We start from the raw sequence: 13,984 nt of genomic DNA, 5'->3' as shown, positions 1-13,984 counted from the left end.
GAGATGATATGAAGAAATATAAAGTAATCGTTATAGGCGCCGGACCGTCCGGTCTTTTTAGCTGTCTGGAATTGACTAAAGCCGGAATCGGCCCCATACTGCTTATTGAACAGGGCAAAGACATTTACGAGAGGACAGATCGCTCCGGTAAAGACCTCCTCTGCGGATGGGGAGGCGCCGGGGCCTTCAGTGACGGCAAACTCACCCTTTCCCCGGATGTAGGAGGATTTCTGGGTGAGATTATACCCCGGAAAGAAGTAAAAAGCCTCCTGCAGCAGGCCGATGATATATTCCTTTCCTTCGGCGCCCCTGCCAAAACCTACAGCCCGCCACGGGAGGTCCTGGATAACCTGGAAATACAGGCCAAGCTGGCCCAGATGGAGTTTATCTATTCACCCATAAGACATCTGGGTACGGAGAACTGCGTAAGGGTCCTGACCAACATCCGGGAATATCTACAGGACAAAATCGATATCCGGACAGAGACAAAAGTGGATCAGATTGTGGTGGAATCAGGCCAGACAAAGGGAGTGCGATTACCTTCCGGGGAGGTCTTGCGGGGAGAATATGTGATTGCCGCTCCGGGCCGGGTAGGGGCTAGCTGGATGAAAAAAGAAGCGGCCCGTCTGGGTCTTACGGCCACGCCCAATCCGGTGGACCTCGGCGTCCGGGTAGAAGTGCCCGCGGTAGTGATGCAAAAGCTGACAGATGTGGTTTATGAGGCCAAGCTTATCTACTATTCACAGACCTTTGACGACCGGATTCGAACGTTCTGCATGAATCCCTATGGCGAGGTGGTCAGCGAGGCCGTCGATGGCCTCATCTCCGTAAACGGCCATAGTTACGCGGAAAAACGCTCGGAAAACACAAATTTTGCGCTTCTGGTGAGCAGTCGCTTTACCGAGCCTTTTGATGATCCTATAGGCTATGGCCGGGCCATCGTTTCCCTGGCCAATCTGTTGGGCAGCGGGGTAATAGTCCAACGCCTGGGCGATCTGCTGGCCGGGCGGCGCACCACCGAAAAAAGAATTTCCCGATGTATCACCCGTCCGACTCTGCCCGAGGCCACACCCGGCGACCTCAGCTTTGTTTTCCCTTACCGCCACCTTAAAAATATCATGGAAATGCTGGAGGCCCTGGAAAGGATTGTGCCCGGTGTATATTCCCGGCACACACTCCTCTACGGAGTGGAGGTTAAGTTTTACTCACACCGCATTCGTTTGAATACCGAACTGGAATCAGAGGCCAAAAATCTCTTCATCACAGGAGATGGGTCAGGCATTACACGCGGGCTTATACAGGCTTCGGTGAGCGGTCTGGTGGCCGCCCGGGCCATTATCAAACGGCGCAAAGTTCAGCCTAGAAAAAATTCAAACCTAATATCTTAGAGATACGCCACAGCTTACCGGCAGGCTCTGTCTCTTCCTCCGGTCCGGTTGATGGGTCAAGCAAGACCTTGGACAGGGATTCAATAGAACGGGAAAAGCCCGATTGAGAAAATTCGGTAAAAAGCGGCCTTTTCTTCAGCTCGGCCTTGTTAATAACCTCAGACTCATAAGGCAGGGAGCCCATATAGTTCGGCCTTAAAACAAACTCTGTCTCATCGGAATTTATGTTCTCGTCCGCGGTTTTTACGATATTTTCAAAAACCATCCTGCCCTGCCGGGGATTCCTCGTCTGATTGACCGCTATGTAGGGCGCAAAACAATCTTTGGCCTCATATTTCTTATTACGTCTGAGTTTGTTCTCGATTTCCATAAAACGCTGGAAAGCGGCTTTTACACACGCATATCCGCTGATTATATCCTGAGGCGTAGTTACAATGATTATCTCGTCCATCGCCAGGGCAAAGTCGAGCACCGCATAGCTGATACCCGCCCCAAGATCAAATATGGTCATATCATAATACTTGCTTGTGGCCAAAAAATGTTTAATAAACTTATGCCGCTGGGCATAATTGAGATTGGCCAGCTTGTACTCTCCGGAGACCCCTCCTATTAGTTCAAAACCGTAAGCAGTCCGGTAAATAATCTCCTCTATCTTTTTCGCATGGCTGAAAAAATGCTGGAGGGTACATGAAGGGAATATCCCCAGCTTGTTGGAAACATCGGCATTGGCCAGATCGCCGTCGATAAGGAGGATGTGTTTACCCAGTTTAGACAGGGCACAACTCAGGTTAATGGAGACGTGCGTCTTGCCCACCCCTCCCTTATTCGAAATAACCGCAAAGGTCTTATGGGTGGGCCGGATGTCCTCCAGTCGGCCTGCCTCGGCATCATTATATTCCAGGTCTCCGTAAAATGTATCAATCGCCGTTAATATCTCAGCAGCAGGCACGGTTACCGGTATCACGTCCTTACCAGTATAAGATTTAACGGCCTCCAGGGTTTCATAATCGTCGGAGTCAGCCACGGCCACCTGAAGTTTTTCATCTACGACTTTTAACGGCATGCATATAAAATTCCGGGCAAAGACGCCGTTAAGCTGTCTCACTGCCTCATTTTCAATACCCATAGCCGCCAGGCCTGTAGTTAATGGCCTGGCCCCGGCAGATACACAAATCTCGCCAGTCTCCATTGGATCCCTCTCGTTTTGAGCTGATAAGCATTCAGCGGTCAGCAGGGAAAGGTTTATGGTGCATTTGATAGCTGAACGCTTATTTATAAGAATCGGCAGGAAAAACAACTAACTTTAAATAGAAAGGTAATTAATTGAAATGTGTGACAACGGCTATCGTAACTTTTATAATTTTCCAACCCGATAATATCCTTTTTTTCATGTTAGACAAAAAGTAGGCTGTTTCTGAGGGAGGCTACTGACTCATCTATAGGAGTGCCTTCTGGCCACGGTCCGCCTTCGGCGGGCCGCGTGCGCCAGAGGCGAACGGGACGGTGGGTAATAGAATACCACATTGTGGAAAATATTTTCCCTTGAAAGGGTAAAATATTACACACAGAACGCCGCGCTACTAACAAAGACCAATTAAAACAATAGATTACAGACAACGGAGTGATGGCATGAAATATGCTCGCCCATAGCAAGGAGGGAAAGGGCATGCCACAAAGAGGTAACGGAAACAATACCAGTCTAAGATCCGCATTCGCCGGGGGGCGAACATCTTCGACCGGGGTGGAATATAAAAAACCGGTAATATGTATTGTATGCGGTAAAAAATGGGAGGTGGCCTGTTCTACTCCTTATCAATCTAACAGCCCATCCTCCGGGCTGTGTGATATCTGTCAGGTACAAACTGTAACCCCGGTTATTCGCAGAAGGCAATTAAAAGAAGGTAATTTTGATTGCTTTGGTAAGGCCGCTGGTGGGTTTTGTGACCAGTCTAACTGCAAGTATTTACTGCCATGCCTTCACCTTTCCGCCGTTGCAGCGTCTTGCAAAGAAAACTCAGCCACTTTCCATGAGAGAATCTAAGCAATAGAGCTGGGAGAGAGAGAAATGTTGACCAAAGAATCTGTTGCCGCTAAGTATAACAGGAACAGTTCGCCTCGTCTAATCTGCCTGTGGCATGATCGGACAGCCGTGATGACGATACCCATGGGATATCGCCTTCCCTTTTCTGTGTTATTTATCCTCTCCTGCTCAATACTTGATTATCTCTTTACCGTAAGACACATGATCACGCTTGGACTAAGAGAATTGAACCCGGTCATGTATTATCTCTTTACACTGGGCGGGTATCAGGCATTCCTCTTCAAATATCTTATGACCGCCGGAGGCCTGCTCCTGCTCTGTGCCCTGAGCAGGCATCTGCGCGTCAACTGGTTAATTACCGGCATTGCTGTCTTATACAGCGTAGTTACCCTGTATCATGTCTTCCTGCTTCGCTTTGCGTGAGAGTAAGCTTCCAGCTATCAGCCATCAGCCATGAGCTATCATGCCTGTTTTATTTCTTCTCCTTGAGTCTTTTCAGGACGTCTCCTAATTTCCTTAGTTCTTCACCGTATGCGGCCCAGTTTTCCTCTTTCAGATATCGCCGGGCATTTTCAAAATGATGCCAGGCCGACTCCCCGAGATCAGAAGGCCGCCCTTCGGCTGCGGACGGAGCGGATGCCGTCGCCTGGACTGCCGCAGGAAGTCTTGTTCCAAAGACCCTGGCCAAGGATTGCTCCAGCGTCTCTTCCATCGCTATCGAGTTTTCGTAGGCTACGATAACACGTTTTAATTCAGGGATCTGTCCGGTTTCAGCCTTGAGGTATATGGGCTGTACATAAATCAGGGATTCCTCGACGGGGATAACGAGGAGCGTCCCCGGAATAACGTTTGAGCCTCGCTGATCCCAAAGCGAAAGCTGCCGGGAAATCTCCGGCTCCTGATTGATCCTGGACTCGATTTGTCGTGGTCCGTATATGAGTTTCTGTTTTGGAAAGCGATAAACTACTAACTTTCCATACTCTTTGGGGTCACATTTGGCACACATCCAGGCGGCCAGATTATCTTTCTTACTGGGATTAAACGGTGTCATGAGGATGAACTCCTCTTTGTCCTCGCCCGGAAGACGCATGATGGTATAATAAGGCTCCATCTGGACATTTTCGGCGCGCAGACTTCCCGGTATTTCCCATAGATCCTCTTTGTTGTAAAAGGCATGGGGCTCTGTCATGTGATATGTGGTATATATGTTTGCCTGGGTGCGGAAGAGCCAGTGCGGATAGCGGAGATGATTCTGAAGATCGGCATCCATGGCGGAAAGAGGCTTGAATACACCGGGGAATATCCTGGCATAGGTGCGAATTATCGGGTCGTCGGCATCCTTGATAAAAAAGTTCACATTCCCATTGTAAGCATCGACCACGGCCACTACCGAGTTGCGTATATAATTATCCCCGCCTTTCACCCGTCTGGAATAGGGATACAGATCGGAAGAGGTATAACCGTCTATAAGCCAATAAAGCCTGCCGCCGGAAATTACCATATATGGGTCGCGATCTATCCGGAGGAAAGGGGCCAGTTTTTTTACCCGCGAATAGACATCGCGGTCAAACAGAATGCGGCTTCCGGGTGTTATATCCGTAGAAAGAAGTATCTTCAAAGAACTAAACCGAAACGCCCACAATGCCTTGTCCAATACTGAATTTATTGTGATCCCGTCCCTGCCCTCGTAGCGGGCAAATACATTTTGTTCCCCGGAAGGATAATCAAATTCCTTAAGCCTGGTATTGACAAAGACATAGTCGTTATCAATCTCTCCGAAGTAGATCTCAGGCCTGTCCACCTTGAGATTGGTCTTGGAAACCGGCGGGATATCCTGAATCATGAGCGCCGGCAGCCCCTCCCGGGTCACCTGATTAACCACGCCCAGGGTCAGTCCATAACCGTGGGTATAAATCTGGTGCTCGTTAATCCACACCCGGCTGGGAAGATCGTCATAGGAAAGCTCCCGCGGCGAAAGCATGACCTGACGGTATTCGCCGTTTATATAGTAGCGGTCATTATCCACAGACAGGAACTTGTAATAGGTCCGTATCTCCTGGATCTGACCATACGTCTCAAGCAAAGGCTGGTGATCCCAGAGCCGTATGTTCTTGATGGTCAGGTCGTTTCTGGCCAGGCTTTCCGGCGTCAAGGAGGCGGCGGCGGAAAGGTCACGCTCCTCGACACTCGTAATGCCGTACCCGGCGCGCGTAGCCGCTATATCACGCATGAGGTATGGGGTTTCCTTGGCTATCTCATTCGGCAACACCACCAGGCGCTGGAGGGCCATGGGGTAGATATGGATACCGAGGAGGTAGATGCCGGCAAAAGCGGCCAGCGTGCCGTAGATGGCCTTAACATTATAGCGAAAGAAGTTATAAAAGAAAGCGCCGGCTGTGCCCAGGGAAATCGCGACCATTACATTCAAGGCCGGAAGAAGCCCGTTTTCATCTGCGTAACCGGCCCCGAAGACAACGCCGCGGCTTGCATAGAGCAAGTCGTACCGTGCCAGAAAAAAATAACCGGCTATAATAACAAAAAACGGCGCGCCAAACAGGACCAGATATCTCTTGGCCGGCAGCCGGAAATCGACGCCTTGCGGCGACAGCACAATCTGCAGGCGGAGGGCGAAGATTCCCATGGCAGCTAAAAACATTACAAACAGGAGTCTGAACAGCCACCCGATCAAGAGTTCGATAAACGGCAACCTAAAGATATAAAATCCGATATCATGTCCAAAAAGCGGGTCGCTCTTGCCGAATGGGACTCCGTAAAAGAAACTGAGAAAAGCCTCCCACTGGGCCGCCCCATAAAAGGCCATTACTACACCTATCAGAATGGACGCGCCTTTTAAGAGATAGGGGATCTTCTCTGACAGGCGATCCATGGCCGAAAACTGTAGATACTCACCGGAGCCGAGGACCGCCGGTCCGCCCCAGCGCTGAGCGAAAATCCCGTTCAGATAAAAAAGCAGGCCGGAGACCAGACCAAAGACCAGCCCCAAAAGGGCCTGGATATTGAAGACCCGGGTAAAGAGCAGAGAAAGATCGAGGGAATCAAACCACAGCCAGTCCGTATAAAGGGCTGCCGCCGTCTGCCCAAAGATCAGGGCCAGGAATGCGACCGCCGCCGCTATAATAAGAAGACGTCTTGTTTTATCCACTTAATAGCTCCTTCTTTTTGTTTTTTTGACCGCGGCCACGATCCGGGAAGCGGCCCGGTAAATCTCCTCTTCGGTTGTATATCGGCCCACCGTCAGGCGTATAGCCCCCATCCCGACTTCCTTGGACACCCCCATGGCGGCCAGGACATGTGACAGGGTAACCGAACGGTCATGACAGGCCGCGCCGGTAGAGGCGCACAGCCCGGGGATAGCGTCCAGTATTTCCCCGCCCGCCAGGCCGGGGAAGGCGATATTCAGGGTATTGGGGAGTCTTTTATCCTTATGCCCGTTGAGCACTGCGTCCGGAATCTCTGAGGCGATTTTTTCAAAGAGTTGATCCCTCAGTCTCCTTTGCCGGTTTGTCTCATCATGCAGCCGCCGGGCGGCAACCGCGCAGGCCGCACCCAGGGCCACCGCCAGGATAACGTTTTCCGTACCGGCACGGCGGCCGCCCTCCTGACCCGCGCCATGCAGAAGCGGCTCCAGCGCAGCCCCCTCGCGTATATAGAGGGCGCCGATCCCTTTAGGCGCATAGACCTTGTGGCCGGCCACGGTCAGAAAATCTACGCCCATATCTTCAACGTAAGTCTCGACCTTTCCTACGGACTGCGCAGCATCACTATGGAAGTAAATACCATGTCCCCGCGCCACCGCCCCTATCTCGACTACGGGCTGGATAGTTCCGGTCTCATTGTTGGCATGCATGAGACTGACCAGGACGGTGTCCTTGCGTAGCGCCCGGCGGACATCATCCGGATCAACCATGCCATAGCTATCTACGGGAAGAAAGGTGACTTCCCAGCCATTCTCCATCAAAAAAATGGCCGGCTGCAGGATGGAAGGGTGCTCAATCCCCGAGGTGATGATATGCCTCCCCTTCTTGCGCAGGGCGTGAGCTACGCCTTTCAATACGGCGTTATTGGATTCCGTACCCCCGCTGGTAAAAACCACTTCCTGCGGCCTGCACCTAAGGAGTCCGGCAACCTGACCCCTGGCAGTTTCCACCGCCGCCCGGGCCTCCCGGCCCATTTGGTGCGAACTACTGGGATTGCCCCATTTCTCTTCTATAAAGGGCAGCATGGCCGCAGCCACTTCGCAGTCAACCGGGGTAGTGGCGTTGTAGTCAAGGTAGATCAATACAATTTCCTAATTGTACCGAAAATTCGGAAAACTCCAGCACGTCTTCCATACTATTGGCTCTGCCACCGGGAGTCAAGGGAAATGACATCCTTGATGGTCTCGTAAAAAGTAAAATTTTACCGCAGAGGTCACCGAGAGCGCTGAGATAACATATTGAATAGTTTGCAGTTTTTCTCTGTGGGCTCTGCGTACTCAGCGGTGAAAAGGCTTTTTTACGAATCGATCATCCTCGATACATTCCTGAAAAGGGGCATTTTGCGTTACCCTGCGGAGTATTTACCCAAAAATAATGTCTTGGGAAAACAGACTGAAAATAAATATATAATATAATCAATTGGTTATATATAAGCGCAGGGGTTGGCATAGAAATGGCAATTTAAAGATGGAGTAAAAGAGAAGGCAGAGCAACAAGTGACATCCAGTTTTGAACCCCGCATACTGACATTTATATGCACCGGCCATCCCTTGGATTTAACGAAACGCTTAAGAGGCCGGGCACCGGTTGATATCCGCTTAGTCAAAGTGACCTGCTCACACCGGATTGAGCCGGAGATACTGCTGGAACCGTTTCTGGCCAATTTTGACGGCGTCCTGATATTGGAATGCCCTCCGGATTACTGCCGCAACCGGGCAGAGACTGACTCCGGCGCTGAAAGATTCCACGAGATAGCTTCCTTACTTGCTGCGGCACACATACAAACAGACAGATTATGCCTTGACAGGATCCCGGCTATAAAAGGCAGAGGACTGCATGACATGGCCGGAAAATTTACAGAGAAGATAATATCCCTGGGTCCATTACATCTGAACAAAGTGGCCCGCGAAAAACTCAGGACGTTACAAAACAATCTTGAGACCAAAAGAATCCGGGGCCTTGTTGCCGCCGGGCTGAGTCAGGTGAACACCAGGAAAACCGGAAAGAAGAGACTATGTCCATCCTCAGGGGCCGCCCGTCAGGACGAATACATTAAAAATTGGCTCTCCGTCCTCATCGAAGAAAACCCCGTAACCCTCACGCACATCAGTGAAGTGATGGATATTGAGGTAGAGTATATATCCAAATACTTACTGGCCATGGAAAAGGAACAGCGTATTAAAATTCCAGCCGTGCTGAAAAAAGAAATTTCTTAGTTTTCATCCGGAAACCCAAAAATTCCGGATGAGCTGTCAGCGCTCAGCTATCTGCGTTCAGCTTAATGTGTTGCTTGTCTTCGTTTTTTTTCGCCCCGGCGAATCTGCCTATGACACGAGCTGACAGCTGATCGCTGAGAGCGTGAGGCCGGAAACAGTAGTTTCCGGATGAACACTACTTAGAAGTTCAATACATGAGATGGCAGACAGCCAGGGCAGCGCCGATACCGGCAACGTCGGCCGTGAGAGCGGCCGCCAAGGTATGGCGTATCCGGGTAACCCCTATGGCGCCGAAATAAATAGCCAGCACATAGAAGGTGGTTTCCGTCGATCCCTGCATGGTTGAAACCAGAAAAGATGAAAAACCATTCGGGTCACGGCTGACCACCTCGCTGACCAGACCAAAAGCGCCGGTCCCGGAAAGCGGCCGCATGAGGGCCACCGGCAGGGCATCGACCGGCATACCGATCAGAGCGGTAACCGGCTCCAGTATCCTGACCAATATATCAAATGCCCCGGAGGCCCGGAACATGCCAATGGCCACCAGGATCATAACCAGAAACGGGATAATACGAATGGCTACCTGAAATCCCTCCTTGGCCCCGTCCGTGGCCGCCTCGTAAACCCTGACCCCGCGCATATAGCCAAAGAGTAAAAGGCCGCACATGATAAGAGGCACCAGCCAATAGGTAATGACCTCTTTACCCAGGGCCAGGGCGTCGCCATCCCTGGTGAGCCGATAGATGAAGGCGCTGACTATAGCCGCCATGATGGAGATGGCCACCACCTTGCCCAGACGGCCGGGCGGTGACAGATCCACTTTTTCAGGCGTCTCTCCTCCTGAAGAGCCTGAGGCATCCCCGGGGTTAGCGGCAAAATCTACCGGGTATTCTTCCGGTTCGCTGCGCCGGGCCAGGACCTTGGCCGCGGCAATAGCTACTGCAGTCGAGCAAATAGTGGCAATAAGGGTGGGAATAATAATGGATGCCGGATCGGCCGCCCCGGCGGCCGCCCGCACCCCGATTATTCCAAGGGGCAGGACAGTGACGCTGGAGGTATTTATGGCCAGGAAAAGGGCCATGGCATTTGTTGCCTGCCCTTTATGCGGATTGAGTTTGTCAAGTTCCATCATGGCCTTTATGCCCATCGGCGTGGCGGCATTGCCCAGGCCGAGGACATTGGCCGAGATATTCATGATCATGGCCGACATGGCAGAGTGACCGGACGGCACCTCCGGGAACAGCCGCACCATTACCGGCCGCACTGCCCTGGCCACCATAGAAAGCAGTCCCCCAACCTCAGCCACCTTCATTAAGCCCAGCCAGAGGGCCATGATGCCTACCAACCCAATGGCCAATTCCACCGCGCCCTTGGCCGCCTCAAAAGAGGCATCCAGGGTCTCTTTCATCCTTCCGCTATAGGCCGCTGCCACCACGGACAGAAGGATCAGAAAAAGCCAGATGATATTGATTGCCGCCGGTTTTTTATTCATTGCCGGTTCTTAAAGTTCCTGACGGGAATGGATAAGGCATAACCGGGGCAAGAGTTTCACATTCCGGATAGTTTGTCAATGATAAGCGTTCGAACGTGTAAACGTCAAAGGCATCGCAATCCCCTCTTCATCGGGTCAGTCGTTCCTTCTTGGAAAGAAAATATTCTATGAACGGTATTGTCCCAAGTCGCAATCCCCTCTTCATCGGGTCAGTCGTTCCTTCGTTGTGGATTTGTACCGAAAAGAAGTAACAGCACGGTCGCAATCCCCTCTTCATCGGGTCAGTCGTTCCTTCCAGGCCTTGGTCGATGAAATTCAGGAAATTTTTGATCGGTCGCAATCCCCTCTTCATCGGGTCAGTCGTTCCTTCGCTATTGCGCAGGCCGAACAGATGATCTATCCCAGTCGCAATCCCCTCTTCATCGGGTCAGTCGTTCCTTCACAAAATTATGCCTCCCTTCGGAATCCCCGGAAATGTCGCAATCCCCTCTTCATCGGGTCAGTCGTTCCTTCACCAGGACTAACTATAGAACATATCACGTGTAAGAGTCGCAATCCCCTCTTCATCGGGTCAGTCGTTCCTTCATGTTCCGGTAGGTTATATCCCCGATGTGGGGCATATGTCGCAATCCCCTCTTCATCGGGTCAGTCGTTCCTTCTAAGTCGCAAAAAAGAATAGACCCGAACCAGCTCGGTCGCAATCCCCTCTTCATCGGGTCAGTCGTTCCTTCGCAGTTTGGAAATGTAAAAACAAGGCCGAAATGAGGTCGCAATCCCCTCTTCATCGGGTCAGTCGTTCCTTCCATCATGACCATACACGATCGTATCTGGCAGGGGGTGGTCGCAATCCCCTCTTCATCGGGTCAGTCGTTCCTTCCACAAAAAGATGTTTTTCATCCGCAAATATAACAGGGTCGCAATCCCCTCTTCATCGGGTCAGTCGTTCCTTCGGCAGAAAATACACAGATACCGGGCAACCCCAGGTGTGTCGCAATCCCCTCTTCATCGGGTCAGTCGTTCCTTCCAATATCCATAATGTAGATACCCGGCTCGAAATGGTGTCGCAATCCCCTCTTCATCGGGTCAGTCGTTCCTTCGAAACAGGGAAGCTAATAGAGAGCTACAATATCCAGTCGCAATCCCCTCTTCATCGGGTCAGTCGTTCCTTCCATTACAGGACGTGTTGAACGGCAATGTTGCAATACAGTCGCAATCCCCTCTTCATCGGGTCAGTCGTTCCTTCATTATCAGGGGTATTATATCAGTAGCTATAAATCAAGTCGCAATCCCCTCTTCATCGGGTCAGTCGTTCCTTCCAAGAATCATATCATGAATGGGATTCGCTGGAAGAGTCGCAATCCCCTCTTCATCGGGTCAGTCGTTCCTTCAAGAATCATATCATGAATGGGATTCGCTGGAAGGTCGCAATCCCCTCTTCATCGGGTCAGTCGTTCCTTCGCCGGCACGGGATAATTATGGGACCATATATCAGGGTCGCAATCCCCTCTTCATCGGGTCAGTCGTTCCTTCTGTATATGCATCGCATTATCGTACCGGCCGCAATCGGGTCGCAATCCCCTCTTCATCGGGTCAGTCGTTCCTTCAGCGGCCTCAAATCATAACGATAAATCAAGGCGATCAAGTCGCGTTTCCGCAGACCTCCGTAAGCCCTCAGTCGTTGCTCACATCTTCTCATCGCTCATACCTCCTTTTTTCGATCTTATGTATTTGAAAATACAGCTTTTTTCTCAAATGCGCCAACTTCATTCAGGCTTATTAACAATAATTAGCTAAATCAATAAGTTACAAAATCGCCAAAAATCACCGGCGGTTCTCGCACTATTGTCGAGTCCCTCTCACCGCTTTCCGGACACAGCACCCTTACACACAAGCTGGAGTCACAGATGGAAGGTGCTCCTACAGGAAATAAGAAAAAGGGTACATATCAGACAATGGTTACGTCCTCATCATGAGTAAACGCGCCGCCTTTCCCGATGCGCTCCACATTCTTCAAGCACTTGCCGCAAAGGAAATAGTACCGTACGCTATCTTCCAGCGGATTAATTATCTGCTCGGCTTTATATTTCATTTCCAGATACTGGGCGGTTGTCAGGTTGCACTCAAAGACGCTCTTCAACACTCGGGCACCAAAGTCCTTCATCACCTTCGCCACCCGCTGTAGCCGCCGGGCGTCACATATATCATAACTGGCTATGATATGATTTATATCCTGTGATGACACTTTAAACTATTATAAACTCCTCTTCCTCTTTTACTGTACCCCAACCGGATATCTCTACCCTGCCCATACAGGCGTGACATATCCTATAAAGACGAACACGGTCCTCTTTAGGGTTAATGAGCTTTCTCAAGCCATCCTTGACTTCGTTGTATTTATCTTCATGCAGATGACATTCAAATACACTTTTTTGCACATGATCACCATAATCCCTTAAAAATTTCATGACCTTATTCCGCACCCTATCGCTGACAATATCGTAAGAAATAAGAACGTACATAAACCTATTGTAACTTCTGTAACTATTGTAACTTTTGTAACTACTTTATGGTTATAGGAATATATGCTTTATCTTCACCCTTCACATAACGAACAAAATGGCGCACCTGTTCGCGGATACAATCACGATACGAAAGCTCCTGACCGGTAAGATGAAAGGAGACGGTTTGGGCCATCTTCCGTTCGAACTGGGTCAAAAACTTTCGGAACCCGCTATCAGTCAAATACACCGGGATGCCCGCTCCAGACGCCCCATTTTTATCACAAGATTCTCCTTCCGGCAGGACCTCGTCATCCAGGGCGCGCCTCTCCGTAGTGAAATCCTTTTCCGTTATCGTCTCGAGATTGAAGACGCTCAGGACCAGAGAATCAATAATGATCGGCCGCCATTCCTCCATCAGATCCAGGGGCAGAGAAGGTCGCCCGTAATCAACGGTATGAAGGCTGCCGAGGTACGGTTCCAGACCGACCATCTGCACTGCAGCCAGTACAACATTAAAGAGAAAGGTGTATCCGAGGCTCAGCAGGGCATTGACCGGATTCGTAGGAGGCCGCCGCACTCGTGCCGTAAACTGTATCCCGTCCGCCAGAAAACCTTGAGAAAACCCCTTGAAATAGGTCGCCGTCCCGCTGCCTTCATACCCCCGAAGTCCCTCCACGCCGGAACATTCCGATGTCTTGTCCATGATTTTCTTGAGGCCGAAGACCATTTCCTCCAGCTTCAGTTCCTCCCGGTTCCGGTTCAGCCGCATCAAAACAGTCCGCTGGTTAGCCAATTTCCCTCTTACGATGGATCGAGCCGTCTCCAATACAAAAGATTCATCCGCAAAACGCCGGTACTGCGCCTGCCGAAGCAGGATATTCTTTCCTTCCGGCGGCTGCAATCTTCCCAGATACCGGCCGTGGATGGTCATGAAGGCTGTGTCCACACCATTTTGCAAAAGATGCGCCACCACCGACGGAGTGAGAGAAATGGATCCGAACAGCACGAGCTGGTCCAGCTTGAAGCTGTGGATAGTGTGAAGCAGTTGGCCTTTCTTCTTAACTAGAAGTCTCTGGCCCTCCTTGCTTACCACAGCGCCTTGTTCCATCAGATAGACAACAGACATCC

Annotated in this window: 10 protein-coding genes and 1 CRISPR repeat array; of the genes, 3 read left to right on the top strand and 7 right to left on the bottom strand. The window is 50.8% G+C overall.

What is annotated here, in order from left to right:
* Nucleotides 1–8: 8 nt before the first annotated feature.
* Nucleotides 9–1,388, top strand: coding sequence for an FAD-dependent oxidoreductase (locus RDU59_05935; GenBank protein MDQ7838014.1), 1,380 nt, complete (start codon nt 9–11; stop codon nt 1,386–1,388).
* Here RDU59_05935 and RDU59_05930 read toward each other — a convergent pair.
* Nucleotides 1,360–2,577: an AAA family ATPase gene (locus tag RDU59_05930; protein ID MDQ7838013.1), complete on the bottom strand. Its 1,218-nt coding sequence runs from the start codon at nt 2,575–2,577 to the stop codon at nt 1,360–1,362. The genes RDU59_05935 and RDU59_05930 overlap by 29 nt on opposite strands.
* An 876-nt stretch (nt 2,578–3,453) precedes the next feature.
* On the opposite strand from RDU59_05930, the gene RDU59_05925 reads away from it, so the two are divergent.
* Nucleotides 3,454–3,852, top strand: a complete 399-nt coding sequence (locus RDU59_05925) for a DUF5658 family protein (GenBank protein MDQ7838012.1) — start codon at nt 3,454–3,456, stop codon at nt 3,850–3,852.
* 49 nt (nt 3,853–3,901) lie between these two features.
* On the opposite strand, the gene RDU59_05920 is transcribed toward RDU59_05925, so the two are convergent.
* Nucleotides 3,902–6,592: a UPF0182 family protein gene (locus RDU59_05920; GenBank protein ID MDQ7838011.1), complete on the bottom strand. Its 2,691-nt coding sequence runs from the start codon at nt 6,590–6,592 to the stop codon at nt 3,902–3,904.
* Nucleotides 6,593–7,729, bottom strand: coding sequence for a cysteine desulfurase family protein (locus tag RDU59_05915; GenBank protein MDQ7838010.1), 1,137 nt, complete (start codon nt 7,727–7,729; stop codon nt 6,593–6,595).
* A gap of 414 nt (nt 7,730–8,143) precedes the next feature.
* Here RDU59_05915 and RDU59_05910 point away from each other — a divergent pair, with 414 nt between their 5' ends.
* The gene (locus tag RDU59_05910) at nt 8,144–8,863 is read left to right on the top strand and encodes a hydrogenase iron-sulfur subunit (protein MDQ7838009.1); all 720 of its coding nucleotides are present in this window, start codon (nt 8,144–8,146) and stop codon (nt 8,861–8,863) included.
* A gap of 187 nt (nt 8,864–9,050) precedes the next feature.
* On the opposite strand, the gene RDU59_05905 is transcribed toward RDU59_05910, so the two are convergent.
* The 4 genes from RDU59_05905 to cas1 all read right to left on the bottom strand — a co-directional run bounded on the left by RDU59_05905 (nt 9,051) and on the right by cas1 (nt 13,982).
* Nucleotides 9,051–10,355: a spore maturation protein gene (locus RDU59_05905; protein ID MDQ7838008.1), complete on the bottom strand. Its 1,305-nt coding sequence runs from the start codon at nt 10,353–10,355 to the stop codon at nt 9,051–9,053.
* A 112-nt stretch (nt 10,356–10,467) separates the two neighbouring features.
* Nucleotides 10,468–11,959: direct repeats of the CRISPR family, unit length 37 nt; unit sequence GTCGCAATCCCCTCTTCATCGGGTCAGTCGTTCCTTC.
* Nucleotides 11,960–12,300: 341 nt separating this feature from the next.
* The gene (gene cas2 / locus RDU59_05900; GenBank protein ID MDQ7838007.1) at nt 12,301–12,597 is read right to left on the bottom strand and encodes a CRISPR-associated endonuclease Cas2; all 297 of its coding nucleotides are present in this window, start codon (nt 12,595–12,597) and stop codon (nt 12,301–12,303) included.
* A 1-nt stretch (nt 12,598) separates the two neighbouring features.
* The gene (gene cas2, locus RDU59_05895) at nt 12,599–12,874 is read right to left on the bottom strand and encodes a CRISPR-associated endonuclease Cas2 (GenBank protein MDQ7838006.1); all 276 of its coding nucleotides are present in this window, start codon (nt 12,872–12,874) and stop codon (nt 12,599–12,601) included.
* Nucleotides 12,875–12,914: 40 nt separating this feature from the next.
* Entirely contained in the window at nt 12,915–13,982 is a 1,068-nt protein-coding gene (gene cas1, locus RDU59_05890) for a CRISPR-associated endonuclease Cas1 (GenBank protein ID MDQ7838005.1), read from the bottom strand.
* Between the last annotated feature and the right edge of the window lie 2 nt (nt 13,983–13,984).

Source organism: Thermodesulfobacteriota bacterium, from assembly GCA_031082315.1.
Taxonomy (GTDB): Bacteria; Desulfobacterota; QYQD01; order QYQD01; family QYQD01; genus QYQD01.
This window is presented reverse-complemented; position numbering and strand designations above follow the sequence as displayed.

Bases quoted from the DNA above. Each gene is read 5' to 3' on its own strand.
- RDU59_05935 (MDQ7838014.1), top strand. From the start codon at position 9: ATGAAGAAATATAAAGTAATCGTTATAGGCGCCGGACCGTCCGGTCTT.
- RDU59_05930 (MDQ7838013.1), bottom strand. From the start codon at position 2,577: ATGGAGACTGGCGAGATTTGTGTATCTGCCGGGGCCAGGCCATTAACT.
- RDU59_05925 (MDQ7838012.1), top strand. From the start codon at position 3,454: ATGTTGACCAAAGAATCTGTTGCCGCTAAGTATAACAGGAACAGTTCG.
- RDU59_05905 (MDQ7838008.1), bottom strand. From the start codon at position 10,355: ATGAATAAAAAACCGGCGGCAATCAATATCATCTGGCTTTTTCTGATC.
- cas2 (MDQ7838006.1), bottom strand. From the start codon at position 12,874: ATGTACGTTCTTATTTCTTACGATATTGTCAGCGATAGGGTGCGGAAT.
- cas1 (MDQ7838005.1), bottom strand. From the start codon at position 13,982: ATGTCTGTTGTCTATCTGATGGAACAAGGCGCTGTGGTAAGCAAGGAG.